Source organism: Streptomyces sp. NPDC057939, from assembly GCF_042887545.1.
GTDB lineage: Bacteria > Actinomycetota > Actinomycetes > Streptomycetales > Streptomycetaceae > Streptomyces.
The window spans coordinates 79,921-95,566 of record NZ_JBHVPG010000024.1 but is presented as its reverse complement, the minus strand read 5'-3'; the positions used below and the strand labels follow the sequence as shown (position 1 = coordinate 95,566).

18 protein-coding genes, 1 tRNA gene and 1 riboswitch are annotated in these 15,646 nt (G+C 70.8%); of the genes, 7 read left to right on the top strand and 12 right to left on the bottom strand.

All coding sequences use genetic code 11. The annotated features are described in order from the left end of the window. Window positions 1-129: 129 nt before the first annotated feature. From ACFVS6_RS24730 to ACFVS6_RS24715, 4 genes are all read right to left on the bottom strand, one after another. Window positions 130-891 carry a DUF1707 domain-containing protein gene (locus ACFVS6_RS24730; RefSeq protein ID WP_389706954.1) on the bottom strand — a complete coding sequence of 254 codons (762 nt, stop codon included), beginning with the start codon at window positions 889-891 and terminating at the stop codon, window positions 130-132. A gap of 88 nt (window positions 892-979) precedes the next feature. Beyond that, complete coding sequence (locus tag ACFVS6_RS24725; protein ID WP_389706953.1) at window positions 980-1,948, bottom strand: ATP-binding cassette domain-containing protein; 969 nt, start codon at window positions 1,946-1,948, stop codon at window positions 980-982. Between the two features lie 6 nt (window positions 1,949-1,954). Further along, on the bottom strand, window positions 1,955-2,797 hold the full coding sequence (locus tag ACFVS6_RS24720; RefSeq protein WP_389707007.1) for an ABC transporter permease: 843 nt from the start codon (window positions 2,795-2,797) through the stop codon (window positions 1,955-1,957). Window positions 2,798-2,846: 49 nt separating this feature from the next. Then, window positions 2,847-3,662 carry an ABC transporter permease gene (locus ACFVS6_RS24715; RefSeq protein WP_389706951.1) on the bottom strand — a complete coding sequence of 272 codons (816 nt, stop codon included), beginning with the start codon at window positions 3,660-3,662 and terminating at the stop codon, window positions 2,847-2,849. Window positions 3,663-3,836: 174 nt separating this feature from the next. On the opposite strand from ACFVS6_RS24715, the gene ACFVS6_RS24710 reads away from it, so the two are divergent. Further along, window positions 3,837-6,359 carry a transglycosylase domain-containing protein gene (locus ACFVS6_RS24710; RefSeq protein WP_389706949.1) on the top strand — a complete coding sequence of 841 codons (2,523 nt, stop codon included), beginning with the start codon at window positions 3,837-3,839 and terminating at the stop codon, window positions 6,357-6,359. A 13-nt stretch (window positions 6,360-6,372) separates the two neighbouring features. Here ACFVS6_RS24710 and ACFVS6_RS24705 read toward each other — a convergent pair whose 3' ends face one another. From ACFVS6_RS24705 to ACFVS6_RS24695, 3 genes are all read right to left on the bottom strand, one after another. Then, a complete protein-coding gene (locus tag ACFVS6_RS24705; protein WP_030158619.1) occupies window positions 6,373-6,693 on the bottom strand; it encodes a multidrug efflux SMR transporter in 321 nt (106 codons plus the stop codon). 32 nt (window positions 6,694-6,725) lie between these two features. Beyond that, a riboswitch (guanidine-III (ykkC-III) riboswitch) is annotated at window positions 6,726-6,804 on the bottom strand. Window positions 6,805-6,906: 102 nt separating this feature from the next. Then, on the bottom strand, window positions 6,907-7,248 hold the full coding sequence (locus ACFVS6_RS24700; RefSeq protein WP_362880373.1) for a co-chaperone GroES: 342 nt from the start codon (window positions 7,246-7,248) through the stop codon (window positions 6,907-6,909). A 46-nt stretch (window positions 7,249-7,294) separates the two neighbouring features. After that, the gene (locus ACFVS6_RS24695; protein WP_389706946.1) at window positions 7,295-7,612 is read right to left on the bottom strand and encodes a DUF3618 domain-containing protein; all 318 of its coding nucleotides are present in this window, start codon (window positions 7,610-7,612) and stop codon (window positions 7,295-7,297) included. Between the two features lie 120 nt (window positions 7,613-7,732). Between ACFVS6_RS24695 and bcp the strand changes: the two genes are divergently transcribed. After that, the gene (gene bcp, locus ACFVS6_RS24690) at window positions 7,733-8,200 is read left to right on the top strand and encodes a thioredoxin-dependent thiol peroxidase (protein WP_319193606.1); all 468 of its coding nucleotides are present in this window, start codon (window positions 7,733-7,735) and stop codon (window positions 8,198-8,200) included. A gap of 127 nt (window positions 8,201-8,327) precedes the next feature. Then, window positions 8,328-8,410 (top strand) — tRNA-Leu (locus ACFVS6_RS24685). Between the two features lie 62 nt (window positions 8,411-8,472). On the opposite strand, the gene rdgB is transcribed toward ACFVS6_RS24685, so the two are convergent. The 4 genes from rdgB to ACFVS6_RS24665 all read right to left on the bottom strand — a co-directional run bounded on the left by rdgB (window position 8,473) and on the right by ACFVS6_RS24665 (window position 10,796). Next, window positions 8,473-9,087: an RdgB/HAM1 family non-canonical purine NTP pyrophosphatase gene (rdgB, locus tag ACFVS6_RS24680; RefSeq protein ID WP_389706944.1), complete on the bottom strand. Its 615-nt coding sequence runs from the start codon at window positions 9,085-9,087 to the stop codon at window positions 8,473-8,475. 29 nt (window positions 9,088-9,116) lie between these two features. Beyond that, window positions 9,117-9,503 (bottom strand): hypothetical protein, encoded by a 387-nt coding sequence (locus ACFVS6_RS24675; RefSeq protein ID WP_389706943.1) that lies wholly within the window; start codon window positions 9,501-9,503, stop codon window positions 9,117-9,119. 105 nt (window positions 9,504-9,608) lie between these two features. Beyond that, window positions 9,609-10,343 (bottom strand): ribonuclease PH, encoded by a 735-nt coding sequence (gene rph, locus ACFVS6_RS24670; RefSeq protein WP_389706941.1) that lies wholly within the window; start codon window positions 10,341-10,343, stop codon window positions 9,609-9,611. A gap of 141 nt (window positions 10,344-10,484) precedes the next feature. Next, complete coding sequence (locus tag ACFVS6_RS24665) at window positions 10,485-10,796, bottom strand: PTS glucose/sucrose transporter subunit IIB (RefSeq protein WP_281208483.1); 312 nt, start codon at window positions 10,794-10,796, stop codon at window positions 10,485-10,487. A 139-nt stretch (window positions 10,797-10,935) separates the two neighbouring features. On the opposite strand from ACFVS6_RS24665, the gene ACFVS6_RS24660 reads away from it, so the two are divergent. Together ACFVS6_RS24660 and ACFVS6_RS24655 are read left to right on the top strand one after the other, a co-directional pair. Beyond that, on the top strand, window positions 10,936-12,237 hold the full coding sequence (locus ACFVS6_RS24660) for a PTS transporter subunit EIIC (RefSeq protein WP_389706939.1): 1,302 nt from the start codon (window positions 10,936-10,938) through the stop codon (window positions 12,235-12,237). A gap of 320 nt (window positions 12,238-12,557) precedes the next feature. After that, on the top strand, window positions 12,558-13,832 hold the full coding sequence (locus tag ACFVS6_RS24655; RefSeq protein WP_389706937.1) for a PTS transporter subunit EIIC: 1,275 nt from the start codon (window positions 12,558-12,560) through the stop codon (window positions 13,830-13,832). A gap of 85 nt (window positions 13,833-13,917) precedes the next feature. On the opposite strand, the gene ACFVS6_RS24650 is transcribed toward ACFVS6_RS24655, so the two are convergent. Next, window positions 13,918-14,670 (bottom strand): MBL fold metallo-hydrolase, encoded by a 753-nt coding sequence (locus ACFVS6_RS24650; protein WP_389706935.1) that lies wholly within the window; start codon window positions 14,668-14,670, stop codon window positions 13,918-13,920. Window positions 14,671-14,865: 195 nt separating this feature from the next. On the opposite strand from ACFVS6_RS24650, the gene ACFVS6_RS24645 reads away from it, so the two are divergent. Then, window positions 14,866-15,291, top strand: coding sequence for a hypothetical protein (locus ACFVS6_RS24645; RefSeq protein ID WP_389706934.1), 426 nt, complete (start codon window positions 14,866-14,868; stop codon window positions 15,289-15,291). Continuing rightward, on the top strand, window positions 15,288-15,641 hold the full coding sequence (locus tag ACFVS6_RS24640) for a DUF488 domain-containing protein (RefSeq protein WP_389706932.1): 354 nt from the start codon (window positions 15,288-15,290) through the stop codon (window positions 15,639-15,641). The genes ACFVS6_RS24645 and ACFVS6_RS24640 overlap by 4 nt, the downstream gene beginning before the upstream one ends. Window positions 15,642-15,646 lie beyond the last annotated feature (5 nt).

Here is a 15,646-nt window from a genome sequence, read left to right as displayed (position 1 = left end):
CCTTCCCCCTGTGGCCGGTTTTGTCTGCATAGCATCCGACTCCCGGGAGGCCCCGGGAGTTCCCGGCGCGCCGTGCGGGTGCCCCCGGCACCCCCTGGGACCCCTCCGGTCCCGTGCCCCTTGCCCGGCCTACAGCTCCTTGCGGCGCTTCCCGCCGTCCAGCGGCTTCGAGCCCTTCGGCGACTTCACCTTGATGCCGACGCCGCCCCAGAAGGCGAGACCGTTGACGATCACGCGCGGTGCCCCGGGTTCCGGCCGGGACTGGGCCGAGCCCTGGTCGAAGCCGCCCATGATCCCGATGCCCCGTACGTCGACTTCCACGCCCGGCGGGACCGTGATCTCGATGCCGCCCATCACGGCCACGCAGGTGATCACGACCTCGCGTTCGGCGAAGTCGGCGTCCCGCAGGTCGATCTCGCCGCCGCCCCAGAAGGCCACGGCGTTGAAGCGGGCCGGCACCGTCCAGTGCCCCTTGCGCTGGAACCCCGACATCACGGCGACGGCCGTGGCGGAGGTGCCCCTGCCCCCGATGCGGGACTGCCAGGACGACCGCGCCGCCGGGCCCGGGTCGGGTGCGGCGGGCGCGGGGAACCCCGCGGGGGACTCGCCGGGCACCGGCGGCAGGTCGCGGGTCAGGGGGGCCAGCTCGGCGTACGTCCTGGAGGCGTAGACCGCCTCCAGCCGCTCCTCGAACTCCTCCATGTCGAGCCGGCCCTCGGCGACGGCGTCCCGCAGGCGCTCCACCACCCGGTCCCGGTCGGCGTCGGAGGCCCTCAGTTCCGGCAACGGCGCCCGTTCCGGCGACGCCTTCTCCAGGGACGGCCGTTCCGGCGCCGTCTCCGGTGCCGGAGCCTTCTCGGGCAAGGACTTCTCGGGCCGCTCGTCACTCATGTGGACCACACTATGCAGAGATCCGCACCAGTTGAATGGCCCGCCCCGGCACGTCTCCCCGGGATCGACCCCGAGACGGGACCCTGACTCAACCCCGACCCGCGTACATCCGCGCGATCACGTCCTCGATGTCGGGCTCGCGCACCGACAGGTCCAGGAGCGGGTAGCGGGCCGCGACCTCGGCCACCAGCGGCGCCGCCGAGGCCCGGGCGGGGAAGGCCAGCCACTGTCGGGGGCCGTCCACCTTCACCACCCGCGCCCCCGCGACCTCGATCGGCGCGATCTCCGACTCCAGGTCGACCACCAGGGTCCGCTCGCCCGCCCCCTCGGGCCCCGCCTCGTGCAGCCCGCCGAGCGCGCCGTCGTACATGAGCCGGCCGTGGTCGATGACCATCACCCGCTCGCAGAGCTGCTCGATGTCCTGGAGGTCGTGGGTCGTGAGCAGGACCGTGGTGCCGAGTTCCTCGTTGAGCTGCCGCAGGAAGCCCCGCACCTTCGCCTTGCTGACCACGTCGAGGCCGATCGTCGGCTCGTCCAGGTAGAGCACCTCCGGATCATGCAGCAGCGCCGCCGCGATGTCGCCGCGCATCCGCTGCCCCAGCGACAGCTGCCGTACCGGTACGTCGAGCAGCTCGCCGAGGTCGAGCCGGTCGACGCACCGCTCCAGGTTCTCGGCGTAGCGGGCCGCCGGGATCCGGTACATCCGGCGCATCAGCCCGTACGAGTCCTTCAGCGGCAGGTCCCACCACAGCGTGGTGCGCTGCCCGAACACCACGCCGATCCGGTGCGCGAGGCGCATCCGTTCCCGCGCCGGGTCGATGCCGGCGACGCGCAGCCGGCCGCCGCTCGGGGTGAGGATGCCGGTCAGCATCTTGATGGTGGTGGACTTGCCGGCGCCGTTGGGCCCGATGTAGCCGACCATCTCGCCCCGCGCCACCTCGAAGCTGATCCCGTCCACGGCCCTGACCTGCCGCTTCTCCCGTCGGATCCAGTTGACGCGGCGGCGCACGTCGAAGACCTTCTCGACGCCGTCCAGTGCGATCAGTGCTTCTGACATCTGCCCTCAACTCCCCGTGCTGCGGTACGAACGGACACCCGCGCGCCACGCCAGCGACGCGGGCAGGAACACCAGGAAGGCCACGAGCGGGCTCGTGAACGCCACCCACTGCGGCAGGCCGAGCGGATCGGGCCGGCCCAGGACGTACAGGGCGGGCAGCCAGTTGACGAAGGCGAGCGGCACGATGAAGGTGACCCCGCGCAGCAGGTCCTTCGCGAAGACCGTCGGCGGGTACTGGAGCATCGTGCAGCCGCCGTACGTGAAGGAGTTCTGCACCTCCGCCGCGTCCCCGGCGACGAATTGGAAGGCGGCTCCGGCCACCATCACCGCTCCGAAGATCCCCGCCCCGGCCAGGATCATCACAGGGACCAGCAGGACCTTCCCGGCCGTCCAGTCCACGTCCAGCGCCAGGACGCCCCAGGTCAGCACGCCCAGGCCCTGGGCGATCCGACCGAGGCGGCGCAGGGCGAACCGGTCGGCCGCGACCTGCGCGAGCACCGGGACCGGCCGCACCAGCATGGTGTCGAGCGAGCCGTCGCGGATCCGGGACCCGATGCGGTCGGTGTTGCCGAGGAGCAGGTCGGCCAGGCCCAACGAGGCCGAGCAGGATCCGTAGAGCAACGCGATCTCGGGGAGCGCGAACCCGCCGAGCGCGTCCACGTGGGAGAACATGATGGCGATGGCGGCGAAGTCGAGCAGGGTGATCGTCGCGTTCCCGAAGGTCGCGAGGAAGAACGACGTCCGGTAGGTCATGGTCGAGCGGATCCACATCGCGACGATCAGCCCGTAGCCGCGCAGCCCCTCCCACGCACGGTTGCGGACCGGCCCGTCGAACCCCACGGGCCGCACGGCCCCCGCGTCCGTGCCGGGACCGTCCTCGACGGCCGTTCCCGTCGACTCAGCCACCCTGGACCACCACCTTCCGCGTCGCCGCCGCCTGCATCAACCGGCCGGCGCCCAGCAGGACCAGCGCCCATCCGGCCTGGAAGCCCAGCGCCCGTGCCGCTCCCCCGGCCCCGGAGTGCGTGCCGAGCAGGACGTCGAGCGGGACCTGGAGCATCGCCGCCCACGGCAGGACCCGCGCCAGGTCCCCGAATTCGCCGGGGAACACCGTCAGGGGCAGCACCATCCCCGAGAAGAAGATGGTCACGACGGTGGCCATCAGGTTGATCCCGGTGCCGTCCAGCAGCCAGAACGCGGCCAGCCCGAGCAGGAACCGCACCGCGAAGCTGACGGTCAGCCCGAGCGCGACGGACACCAGGAACAGCAGCCAGCGCGCCGGGTCGACGGGCAGCGCCAGCGGGAAGGCGAGGGCTCCCGCGACCAGCGGCACCACCCCGCGTCCCAGCAGTTGGAAGGCGGCCCTGCCGAGGTCCGAGGCGAGCCACCACAGCTGGAGGTCCGCGGGCCGGTACAGGTCGACGGCGATGTCGCCCGTGCGGACCCGTTCCTGGAACTCCTCCTGGAAGCCGCCCCCGATGAGTGCCCCCGCCGCGAGCAGGGACTGACTCACCCAGACGAAGGTGAGGGCCTGGGCCTGGTCGTAGCCGCCGAGGCCCGGCCGTTCGTCCCACAGGGCGATGTACGTGTACGCGACGATGAAACCGAACACGGTGTTGGTGAACACCCCTGCGGCCGTCGCCGTTCCGTAGGCCGCGTAGCGCCGGAAGCCGCCCGCCGCGACGGCCCCGTAGAGCAGCGCTCTCTGACGCACCGTATCCCTCCGTTTTCCACGTCGTTCCTACGTCGGCCAAAGCGCGCGAGCTTAGTGCGGAGGGGCGAGCCACGCGACCGATTTATGCCCGTCCGGCGCGGATGCACCGGCCATCGGGTAGACACCATGAGGTACGGATGTGGATATTTCGCACAGCCCCGAGGAGTACCGGCGATGAGCGACCAGTCACCACCACCGGGCTGGACGCCTCGCGATCCGGACACCCCCGGGGGCGTTCCGGCCGAGCCCGTCGTCGAACGCGCTCCCCGTAAGGGTGGTGCCGGCGGCCGGCCCGCCGGCAAGGCCGGGCGCAGGCGCACCGGTTGGCGGCGCGTCCTGCCGACCTGGCGCATGCTGCTGGGCGGTCTCGTGCTGGTCGCACTGCTGCTGGGCGGCGCCCTGGTGGCCGGGTACCTGCTGGTCGACATCCCGCCGGCGAACGCGGCCGCCACCGCGCAGTCCAACGTGTACCTGTACTCGGACGGTTCGCAGCTCGCCCGTGACGGCGAGGTCAACCGCGTCAACGTACCGCTGTCCCAGGTACCGCTGACGGTCCAGGAGGCCGTACTGGCCGCCGAGGACCGGGACTTCCACTCGGCGCGGGCGGTGGACCCGAAGGCGATGGTCCGCGCCGCCTGGAACACCGTCACCGGGAAGGGGAAGCAGTCCGGCTCGACGATCACCCAGCAGTACGTCAAGAACTACTACCTGGGCCAGGAACAGACGGTGAACCGGAAGGTCAAGGAGTTCTTCATCGCGATCAAGCTCGGCCGGGAGAAGTCGAAGGACTACATCCTGGAGGGCTACCTGAACACCAGCTACTTCGGTCGCAACGCCTACGGGATCCAGGCCGCCTCCCAGGCCTACTACGGCAAGGACGTCACCCGGCTGACCACCGCCGAGGGCGCCTACCTGGCGACCCTGCTCAACTCCCCCAGCGCGTTCGACGTGATCGCGCACCCGCGCAGCCGCGACCGGGCCGTCGCCCGCTGGAACTACGTGCTCGACGGCATGGTGAAGAAGGGCTGGATGGACCCGACCGAGCGGGCGGCGGCGCGGTTCCCCGAGCCGGGCAAGCTCCGTCCGGCGTCCGGTCTGTCGGGACAGCGCGGGTACCTGGTGGAGGCCGTCAAGGACTACATCACCGAGCACGGGATCCTGGACGACAAGACCCTCGCGGAGGGCGGTTACCGGATCACCACGACGATCGACAAGCGCCGTCAGGCCGCGTTCGTCGACGCCGTACGAACCGAGATGGTGGACGAACTCGACCCGGCGGCCCGTCCGGCGGACCGTCTGGTGCGGGCGGGCGGGGCCTCCGTCGATCCCGCCACCGGCAAGGTCGTCGCCCTGTACGGCGGCATCGACTACACCAAGCAGTACGTGAACAACGCGACCCGGCACGACTACCAGGTGGCCTCCACCTTCAAGCCGTTCGTCTTCGCGGCCGCCGTGGAGAACGGCTCCCGGACCCAGGACGGCCGTCGCATCACCCCGAACACGATCTACAACGGCGACAACAAGCGCCCGGTCGTCGGCGGCCGGATCCGCTTCGCCCCCGAGAACGAGGGGCAGGTGTCCTACGGGAACATCACCGTCAACACGGCGACCGACCTCTCCGTCAACACCGTGTACGCGCAGATGGCCGTGGACGTCGGCGGGGAGAAGGTCAAGCGGACGGCCATCGCCCTGGGCATCCCGAAGAGCACCCCGAACTTCGACGCGGGCCCGGCCATCGCCCTGGGCACCATGCAGGCGAGCGTCCTGGACATGACGCAGGCGTACGCGACCCTCGCCGACCACGGCCGGCGCACCCCGTACACCTTCCTGGAGAAGATCACGAAGGACGGGGACACCATCGGGCTCCCCGACCGCACCCCGGAGCAGGTCATCAGCCGGGAGGCCGCCGACACGACGACGTCCATGCTGGTCAGCGTCGTCGACAACGGCACCGGTACGGCCGCCCTGGCGGCGGGCCACCCGGCGGCGGGCAAGACGGGCACGGCCGAACTGGACCGCTCGGCGTGGTTCGCGGCGTACACCCCGGACCTGGTCACGGTGGTGTCGATGATGGGCCAGGATCCGGACACGGGCACCCTCCAGTCCCTCTACGGGGCGTTGGGCGAGCGGCGCATCGGGGGCGGCGGCTATCCGGCGCGGATCTGGGCGGCCTACACGAAGTCGGCCCTGGAGGCCTCGGACCCCGTGGACTTCGACCTCGAACTCCAGCGGGGCGCGTCCCAGCCCCAGCAACCGGACGTCCCGCAGCCCCCGCCGAACTTCCCCGACGACCCGGCCACCCCGCCGACGGGCGGCCGGACGGACGGCGGCGGCGGCGACGGCGACGGCGACGGCGGTCGGACGGATGGCGGCGGTGACCAGGGCGGTCGGACCGACGGGGGCCGCACCGACGGCGGGCAGACACAGGGAGGCCAAACGCAGGGGGGACAGACGCAGGGCGGCCAGACGCAGGGGGGCCAGACCAACGGCGGGCAGACCGACGGCGGGCAGACGAACGGCGGCCAGACCCAGGGCGGCCGGACGAACGGCGGTCAGGACCAGGGGGGCGGGACCGACGGCGGGCGGACGGACGGCGGCCGCACCGACGGCGGGCAGACCGACGCCGGCCGGAACGCCGGCGGCGACGCCCAGGGCGGCGCCTTCGGCCGCCGCCCCCCGGCCGACTACCTCGAATGAGACCCGGTCGGGGTCAGTGACCGGAGGTGGCCTTCAGCCCGACCACGGCGACCAGCAGCAGGCAGATGAAGAAGATCCGGGCGGCGGTGACGGGTTCCCCCAGCACCGCCATGCCGAGCACCGCGGCGCCGGCCGCGCCGATGCCCACCCAGACCCCGTACGCGGTGCCGATGGGCAGGGTCTTCGCGGCGTAGGACAGCAGCACCATGCTGGCGACGATCCCGGCGCCGGTGAACACGGACGGCCACAGCCGGGTGAAGCCCTCGGTGAATTTCATGCCGATCGACCAGCCGACTTCGAGAAGACCGGCGACGAGAAGAAGAACCCAGGCCATGACAGGCACCTCCGGGACGAGACGGAAACGGGGGTGCGTCGTCTTTGCGTCCTGCAACCCGGTACGGCGCGTCTCGTCGGGGGTTCCCCTCCACCGTAGCAAAGGGGCGCCGAAAAGGGCCGGTGACCTCGGCCACCGGCCCTCGGGGGTGCTGCGGGACGGAAGGCGGGGCCCGGCGGAGGTCCCGTGGGGATCCGCCGGAGACCCGCCGGATCAGAGGTAGAGCCCGGTGGAGTCCTTGGACCCCTCCAGCCGCTCGGCGGCCACGGCGTGCAGGTCCCGCTCGCGCATCAGGACGTACGTCGCCCCGCGCACCTCGACCTCGGCCCGGTCCTCCGGGTCGTACAGCACCCGGTCTCCCGGCTCCACGCTGCGTACGTTCTGCCCCACCGCGACCACCTCGGCCCAGGACAGCCTCTTGCCCACGGCCGCCGTCGCCGGGATCAGGATGCCGCCGCCGGAGCGGCGTTCGCCCTCGGGCAGGTCGGACTTCACGAGCACGCGGTCGTGCAGCATGCGGATGGGCAGCTTGTCGTGGGTGGTGTTCTCGCTCACGCCCCGAACCTACCCGCCCGGCCCCGCCCCGTCCGCCGGTGGGTGCTCAACGCTTGCGACGCGCCGAGACCACGAGCAGTCCGACCACGCCGACGGCCAGCAGGGCCACGGGCACGATCCGCTCGAAACGCGGCGCCCCGTCCTCGTGGCGCAGGCCGTCCTTGGCGTCGGTGACGAGCCGGTTGACGGCGACGAAGGCCCGTCCGGCGGTCTGGTCGACCGTCGAGGCGACCCTCGCCTTCGCGTCCCCGACGATCGTCTTGGGGTGCATGCGCACGCCGATCTCGTCGAGCGTCTCGGCGAGCTGCTCGCGGCGACGGACGATGTCCGCCTCGATCTGAGCGGGGGTCCTGGCTTCCGGCACCGCGCTGCCTCCGTCGTTGTGTCGTCGTGTCGTCTGTGGCGTGATCCGTCATGGACAGTCTGTCAGCTCCGTCAGCTTAGGCTCATGACGTACCGATCCCCTCCCGAGGAGACTGTTGAGATGAGCGAGCGACTCCAGCCGGGCGACACCGCCCCCGCCTTCACCCTGCCCGACGCGGACGGCAACGAGGTCTCGCTGGCCGACCACAAGGGCCGCAAGGTGATCGTGTACTTCTACCCGGCGGCCCTGACGCCGGGCTGCACCAAGCAGGCCTGCGACTTCACCGACAACCTGGACGCCCTGGCGACCGCGGGGTACGACGTCATCGGCGTCTCCCCCGACAAGCCGGAGAAGCTCGCCAAGTTCCGCGAGCAGGAGAACCTGAAGGTCACCCTGGTCGGGGACCCGGAGAAGGAGACCCTGACGGCGTACGGCGCCTTCGGCGAGAAGAAGCTGTACGGCAAGACGGTGACCGGGGTCATCCGTTCCACGGTCGTCGTGGACGAGGAGGGCAAGGTCGCGCACGCCTTCTACAACGTGAAGGCGACCGGCCACGTAGCGAAGATCATCAAGGACCTGGGCATCTGACGCACCCGCCCACCCGGACGGCCGCACCACCCCGGTGCGGACGCCCGGAGCGGACGGGAAGTGCGTCGACGCATTCCGCGCGACACCCGTGCCGCAGCCCGTGATCGGCCGCTACGATGGGCCTCACGCGGCCTTGGCGGAACGGCAGACGCCTCGCATTTAGGGTGCGATGGGAGTAATCCCGTGAGGGTTCGAATCCCTCAGGCCGCACGACCCGAGCAATCGAAGGCCCGACTCCATGAGTCGGGCCTTCGGCGCGTTCGGGGCGGGCGTCAGCCCAGCAGCTCCCGGATCACCGGGACCAGGGCGCGGAAGGCCAGGCCGCGGTGGGAGATGGCGTTCTTCTCGGCCGCCGTCAGTTCCGCGCAGGTGCGCGATTCGCCGAGCGGCTGGAGGATCGGGTCGTAGCCGAAGCCGCCGCCGCCCTCGGGGGAGTGCCGCAGGGTGCCGAGGAGCCGGCCCTCCACGACGCGTTCGGTGCCGTCCGGCAGGGCCAGGGCCGCCGCGCAGAAGAAGTGGGCGCCGCGGTGTTCGTCGGCGATGTCGCCGAGCTGGGCGAGCAGCAGGTCGAGGTTGGCCCGGTCGTCGCCGTGGGAGCCGGCCCAGCGGGCGGAGAAGATGCCGGGCGCGCCGTTCAGGACGTCGACGCACAGGCCCGAGTCGTCGGCGACGGCCGGCAGGCCGGTGGCGCGGGCGAGGGCGTGGGCCTTGAGGAGGGCGTTCTCGGCGAAGGTGACGCCGGTCTCCTTGACGTCCGGGATGTCCGGGTACGCGTCCGCGCCGACCAGCTCGTGCGGCAGGCCGGCGTCGGACAGGATGGCGCGGAGTTCGGTGACTTTGCCCGCGTTGCGGGTGGCCAGGATCAGGCGGCTGGGCGTCGAGGTCATGCCCTCATTATTCCGGGCCGCCGGACGGCTCAGCCCGGGGTGCAGACCTTGGAGATCTCCGAGGCGGCGTCGGCGACCGGCTTGATGTCCGGGTTGACGTTGCCGCCCTCCAGGGAGGTGCGGACGTTCTCCACGGCCGTGGTCATCGAGTCGATGGCCTTGCCCAGGTCGGCGTTGTCCGTCTGGTCGCCGATCTTCTTGAGGCTCGCGTCGATCGAGTTGAGTGCGTTCTGGGCTTCCTGCGGGCTGTTGCCGGCCTGCGAGACCGCCTGCTGGAGGTCGTTGGCGCTGTCCGCGATGGCCACCGCCGTGTTGGCGCAGTCCATCGCGGTGGATATGGCGTCGCAGGAGGTCAGGGCCGGGACTGTGAGCGCTGCGGCCAGCGCCACGGCGGCAATGCGGAACTTCGGCTTCATTTCGGGGTCCCCCCACGGCTCGGATATGTGGACGGGCGCACGGCTGTGACACCGTGCGCCCGTACTTGCTCGGACGCGGCTGCGCGCCCGGTGGTTCTGCGCGGACTACGGAGCCTGCAGGTCCAGCGCGCCGAGCTGGAGGGCTTCCAGGTCGGCGCAGCCTCCGGTGGCGAGGTCGAGGAGCGCGTTGAGCTCCTTGCGGTCGAAGGGCTCGCCCTCGGCGGTGCCCTGGACCTCGACGAAGCGGCCGTCGCCGGTGCAGACGACGTTCATGTCGGTCTCGGCGCGGACGTCCTCCTCGTAGCAGAGGTCGAGGAGCGGGACGCCGTCGACGATGCCGACGCTGACGGCGGCGACGGTGCCGGTGAGCGGCTTGCGTCCGGCCTTGATCAGCTTCTTCTTCTGGCCCCAGGCGACGGCGTCGGCGAGTGCCACGTAGGCGCCGGTGATGGCGGCGGTGCGGGTGCCGCCGTCGGCCTGGAGGACGTCGCAGTCCAGGACGATGGTGTTCTCGCCGAGGGCCTTGTAGTCGATGACCGCGCGCAGCGAGCGGCCGATGAGGCGGGAGATCTCGTGGGTGCGGCCGCCGATCTTGCCGCGGACGGATTCGCGGTCGCCGCGGGTGTTGGTGGAGCGCGGCAGCATCGAGTACTCGGAGGTGACCCAGCCTTCGCCGCTGCCCTTGCGCCAGCGCGGGACGCCTTCGGTGAAGGAGGCGGTGCAGAAGACCTTGGTGTCACCGAAGGAGATGAGGACGGAGCCCTCGGCGTGCTTGCTCCATCCGCGTTCGATGGTGACCGGGCGGAGCTGTTCGGGCGTGCGGCCGTCGATGCGAGACATGGCTGTGAGCCTAGTCGGTGCGGGGATGCGAGAGGACCCCGTCCGGGTCGGTCCGGGACGGGGTCCTGTCGTGGGTGCGGCGGCCGTGCGGTGACGCCGCCGAGCGGCGTGCGGTGCGCCGGGGAGCCGGGTGGGCTCAGCTCACATCATGTCTTCGATGTCGGCGGCGATCGGGTCGGCGTCGGTGCCGATGACGACCTGGATCGCGGTGCCCATCTTGACGACGCCGTGCGCGCCCGCGGCCTTCAGGGCGGCCTCGTCGACCTTGCTCGGGTCGATGACCTCGGTGCGCAGGCGGGTGATGCAGCCCTCGACCTCTTCGATGTTCTCGATGCCGCCGAGCCCGGCGACGATCTTCTCAGCCTTGGTGGCCATGTGTTTCTCCCTGAGTGGTTCGAAGAACGAGTCTCGGCGGCCGTAACCAGCGTCGTCCGCTTCGTCACGGTAACTCACGGTTGGCCTATCTACACGGGCGCGTGCCCTGTAGCTGCCGAATGATGACCATCAGCAGCAGACTGCCCACCAACTGGTCTACACCAGTGTGCCGCAAGTGTTGCGACTGCCAAAAACGGGCCGGGTCAGGGAGGACGCGATGAGCGCGAGCAGTGCCGCGACGGTGCCACAGCCGAAGTGGTGGAACGGCTTGTTCCAGGGCCTGCAGAAGATGGGTCGGAGCCTCCAGCTCCCGATCGCCGTCCTCCCGGCGGCGGGCATCCTGAACCGGCTCGGCCAGAACGACGTCTTCGGCAAGGACGGCCTCGGCTGGACCAACGTCGCCAAGGTGATGGCGAGCGCGGGCGGCGCCCTCCTCAACGCCGACATCGGCCTCCCCCTCCTCTTCTGCATCGGCGTCGCGATCGGCATGGCCAAGAAGGCGGACGGTTCCACCGCCCTCGCCGCGGTCGTGGGCTTCCTCGTGTACCGCAGCGTGCTGCGCGCCTTTCCCGACGGCTGCCCCGACGGGACGAAGGACATCGGGGGCGGCTGCCTGGGGCCGGACGACACCTTCGCCGAGTACACCTTCCAGAACCCCGGGGTGTTCGGCGGCATCATCATGGGCATGCTTGCCGCCTGGTTCTGGCAGCGCTACCACCGGGTGAAGCTGGTCGACTGGCTGGGCTTCTTCAACGGCCGCCGGCTCGTCCCGATCATCATGACCTTCGTCGCCATCGGGTTCGCCGTCCTGTGCCTGTGGATCTGGCCGCCGATCGGCGACGCGCTGGAGGCCTTCTCCGACTGGCTGGTGGGGCTCGGCTCCTGGGGCGCCGGCATCTTCGGCATCGCGAACCGCGCACTGCTGGTGATCGGTCTGCACCAGTTCCTGAACGTGCCGGTGTGGTTCCAGTTCGGCAGCTTCACCACGCCGGACGGGCAGGTCGTCCACGGCGACATCCCGATGTTCCTGAACGGCGACCCGAACGCGGGGCAGTTCCTGTCCGGGTTCTTCCCCATCATGATGTTCGCCCTGCCGGCCGCGGCCCTGGCCATCACCCACTGCGCGAAGCCGCTGCGCCGCAAGGAGGTCGGCGGCCTGATGCTGTCGGTCGGCCTGACCTCGTTCGTCACGGGCATCACGGAACCGCTGGAGTACTCCTTCCTCTTCGTGGCGCCGGCGCTGTACGCGATCCACGCGGTGCTGACGGGTGTGTCGATGGCGGTGACGTGGGCGCTGGGCGTGCACGACGGCTTCAGCTTCTCCGCCGGCCTGATCGACTACGTCATCAACTGGAGCCTGGCGACGAAGCCCTGGATGATCATTCCGATCGGCCTGTGCTTCGCCGTCGTCTACTACGCCGTCTTCCGCTTCGCCATCACCAAGTTCGACATCCCGACCCCGGGGCGCGAGTCGGACGAGGAGATCGCGGCCATGCAGTCGGAGAACACCAAGGCGTAGCCAAGCCGATATGGAGGCGCGGCCGGGTGGTCGGGCCCTTCGACCCGGCCGCCGAAGGCCCTCGGATCCCAGGATCCGGGGGCCTTCGCCACGTCCGGAAGGCCGCCGTTCCGGATAGCGGACCGACTCGGGGCGCGTGTGGCGTAGACCACTAGAAATTGAAGGTTCCTTATCTAACCCTCACCGTGTTACAACTGGTCTACACCACCTATTGGTGTAGACCACGCGTGGCTCGTTCCGGCCCCCGCGGTCCCCCTTTCCGAGACGTCGCCAACCCCCTTTTCTTGCCCTGGCAGCGCCTTGTCCACTGGAGGAAGTCCATGTCCACAGCCACCGCTGCTGAGGAAAAGAAGAAGGGCGCTGGCGTGATGGCCGTCATGCAGCGCATCGGCCGGAGCCTCATGCTCCCCGTTGCCGTGCTGCCTGCCGGCGCGCTCCTGCTCCGCCTGGGCGCGGACGACATGCTCGGGGACAAGGACGTCTTCCCGACGTTCATCCTCAAGATCGCCGGTTACATGGCCGCCGGTGGTGGCGCGATCCTCGACAACATGGCGCTGCTGTTCGCCGTCGGCATCGCGATCGGCTTCGCGAAGAAGTCGGACGGCTCGACGGCCCTCGCCGCGGTCACGGGCTACCTCGTCTTCAAGGCGGTGCTCGCCACCTTCACCGACAGCAACCTGCCCCAGGTCGCCAAGGTCGTCGGCGGGAAGATCGTCAACGTCGACGCCCCGGTCAACGCGGGTGTGCTCGGCGGTGTCGTGATGGGTGTCATCACCGCGCTGCTCTACCAGAAGTTCTACCGGACCAAGCTGCCGGACTGGGCGGGCTTCTTCGGCGGCCGCCGCCTCGTCCCGATCCTCTCCGCCCTCGCGGGTCTGGTCACCGGCATCGTCTTCGGTCTGATCTGGCCGGTGCTCGGCACGGGCCTGCACAACTTCGGTGAGTGGCTGACCGGTTCGGGCGCCGTCGGCGCGGGCATCTTCGGTGTCGCCAACCGCGCGCTGATCCCGATCGGCATGCACCACCTGCTGAACTCCTTCCCGTGGTTCCAGGCCGGCTCCTTCGACACCCCGACCGGCGCCGTCCACGGCGACATCGGCCGCTTCCTCGCCGGTGACCCGACCGCCGGACAGTTCATGACCGGCTTCTTCCCGATCATGATGTTCGCCCTCCCGGCGGCCTGCCTCGCGATCGTCCACTGCGCCCGCCCCGAGCGCCGCAAGGTCGTCGGCGGCATGATGTTCTCCCTCGCGCTCACCTCCTTCGTCACCGGTGTGACCGAGCCGATCGAGTTCACCTTCATGTTCATCGCCCCGGTGCTGTACGCGATCCACGCGGTGCTGACCGGTGTCTCCCTCGCCCTCACCTGGGCCCTGGGCATGCGGGACGGCTTCGGCTTCTCCGCCGGCCTCGTCGACTTCCTGCTGAACCTCGGCATCGCGGAGAAGCCGTGGATGCTGGCGGGCGTCGGCCTCTGCTTCGCGGCGGTCTACTACTTCGTCTTCCGCTTCGCGATCACCAAGTTCAACCTCCCGACGCCGGGCCGCGAGTCCGACGAGGAGCTCGCCGAGCTGCAGAAGGCCGAAGCCAAGTAAGCAGCCCACGGCACACGACGGAGCCCCCGCTCCCCCGGAAGGGAGGGCGGGGGCTCCGTCGTGTCGCGGCCTCCTGCAAACGCTCTCAGACCTCGTAGACGGCGCCCGCGTACGCGAGGTCGACCCGGCCGTCGTAGACCGCGCGGGCGTCGGCGAGGTTCTGCTCGGCGTCCGTCCACGGCGGGATGTGGGTCAGGACCAGCCGGCCGACCCGCCCCGCGCTCGCGTACTCCCCGGCCTCGCGGCCGTTGAGGTGGAGGTCGGGGATGTCCTCCTTGCCGTGCGTGAAGGAGGCCTCGCACAGGAACAGGTCGACGCCTTCGGCCAGCGCGCCGAGCTCGGGGCAGACCCCGGTGTCCCCGGAGTACACCAACGACCGCCCCTCGTGTTCGACGCGGATCGCGTACGACTCCACCGGGTGGCAGACCTTCTCGGTCCGCACGGTGAACGGCCCGATCTCGAAGGCGGCCGACTTCAGCGTCCGGAAGTCGAAGACCTCGCTCATCGAGCTGGCGTCGGGGACGTCCTCGTAGGCGGTCGTCAGGCGCTGCTCGGTGCCCTCGGGGCCGTAGACGGGGATGGTGCCGCAGCGACCGCCCTCGTGGCGGTAGTAGCGGGCGACGAAGTACGCGCACATGTCGATGCAGTGATCGGCGTGCAGATGGCTCAGGAAGATCGCGTCGAGGTCGTAGAGACCGCAGTGGCGCTGGAGCGCGCCGAGCGAGCCGTTGCCCATGTCGAGGAGCAGCCGGAAGCCGTCGGCCTCGACGAGGTAGCTCGAACAGGCCGATTCCGCGGACGGGAACGACCCCGAGCAGCCGACGACGGTGAGCTTCATGGAGCGTGAACCTCCGTGGACGGTCCGTGGACGGAATGCGGGCCGTGCGTGGGTCGAGCGTAAGGCGCGAAACCTCAGGTCGCTCCTCCGCGGCAGGCCGTTGTGGGGGGAATCACCTGTCCTGTCACCCGGGGGAGCGACGGAGGGTACGGGCGTTGCCGCGCCGGGCGCCCCGCGCGCGACTACGGTCGGAACATGGACACGTCCTGGTGGCCCGCGCTCGCGGCGGTGGTCGCCGTGGCGCTGGTGGTGGTGCTGCCGCGGCGGGTCCTGGGTGTCCGCGACGGGGCGCCGAAGATTCCGGCGCACGGGCCGGGGCCGCCCCCGCCGGTGCGGGCGGGCGAGCTGTGGGGCCTGGTGGACGGCAGGTCCTGCCTGGTCCTGGCCGTGCGGGCGCACCGGGAGCGGGCCCGGATCGCGTGGATCACCGGGAAGTACGACGACCGTCGGCCCGGGGTGATCCCGCTGCCGCCCGGGGTGGTGGGCCGACAGGGTCGGGGAGGCTTCCTGGAGGCGGACCGGCCGGCGGAGGTGTCGTTGTGGGAGTTCCGCGCCCGGTTGGGAACGCTCGACCCGACGGTGTGGGACGAGGTCAAGGGACTCGGAGGTGGTGCGGGGTGATCCGGTTGCGGCGCGTCTACGATCCCCCCGACCCGGAGGCGGACGGCGTACGGGTCCTCGTGGACCGGCTCTGGCCGCGCGGGCTGTCGAAGGCGGCGGCCGGGGTCGACGAGTGGCCACGGCCCCTGACCCCGTCGGCGGACCTGCGCAAGTGGTTCCACGCCGGGGGCTCCCCGGAGGAGTTCCGGCAGCGCTACGAGGCGGAGCTGGGCGTGCCGGGCGCGGTCGCGGAACTGGAGCGGCTGCGCGACCTGGCCCGGACGGGCCCCCTCACCCTGCTGACGGCGGTCCGGGATCCGGCGACGAGCCACGCCGCCGTCCTCGCCGAACTGCTGACGGCGGCCCCCTGACCCCG

Bases quoted from the DNA above. Each gene is read 5' to 3' on its own strand.
- ACFVS6_RS24730 (WP_389706954.1), bottom strand. From the start codon at position 891: ATGAGTGACGAGCGGCCCGAGAAGTCCTTGCCCGAGAAGGCTCCGGCA.
- ACFVS6_RS24725 (WP_389706953.1), bottom strand. From the start codon at position 1,948: ATGTCAGAAGCACTGATCGCACTGGACGGCGTCGAGAAGGTCTTCGAC.
- ACFVS6_RS24710 (WP_389706949.1), top strand. From the start codon at position 3,837: ATGAGCGACCAGTCACCACCACCGGGCTGGACGCCTCGCGATCCGGAC.
- ACFVS6_RS24705 (WP_030158619.1), bottom strand. From the start codon at position 6,693: ATGGCCTGGGTTCTTCTTCTCGTCGCCGGTCTTCTCGAAGTCGGCTGG.
- bcp (WP_319193606.1), top strand. From the start codon at position 7,733: ATGAGCGAGCGACTCCAGCCGGGCGACACCGCCCCCGCCTTCACCCTG.
- rdgB (WP_389706944.1), bottom strand. From the start codon at position 9,087: ATGACCTCGACGCCCAGCCGCCTGATCCTGGCCACCCGCAACGCGGGC.
- ACFVS6_RS24675 (WP_389706943.1), bottom strand. From the start codon at position 9,503: ATGAAGCCGAAGTTCCGCATTGCCGCCGTGGCGCTGGCCGCAGCGCTC.
- rph (WP_389706941.1), bottom strand. From the start codon at position 10,343: ATGTCTCGCATCGACGGCCGCACGCCCGAACAGCTCCGCCCGGTCACC.
- ACFVS6_RS24660 (WP_389706939.1), top strand. From the start codon at position 10,936: ATGAGCGCGAGCAGTGCCGCGACGGTGCCACAGCCGAAGTGGTGGAAC.
- ACFVS6_RS24655 (WP_389706937.1), top strand. From the start codon at position 12,558: ATGTCCACAGCCACCGCTGCTGAGGAAAAGAAGAAGGGCGCTGGCGTG.
- ACFVS6_RS24650 (WP_389706935.1), bottom strand. From the start codon at position 14,670: ATGAAGCTCACCGTCGTCGGCTGCTCGGGGTCGTTCCCGTCCGCGGAA.
- ACFVS6_RS24645 (WP_389706934.1), top strand. From the start codon at position 14,866: ATGGACACGTCCTGGTGGCCCGCGCTCGCGGCGGTGGTCGCCGTGGCG.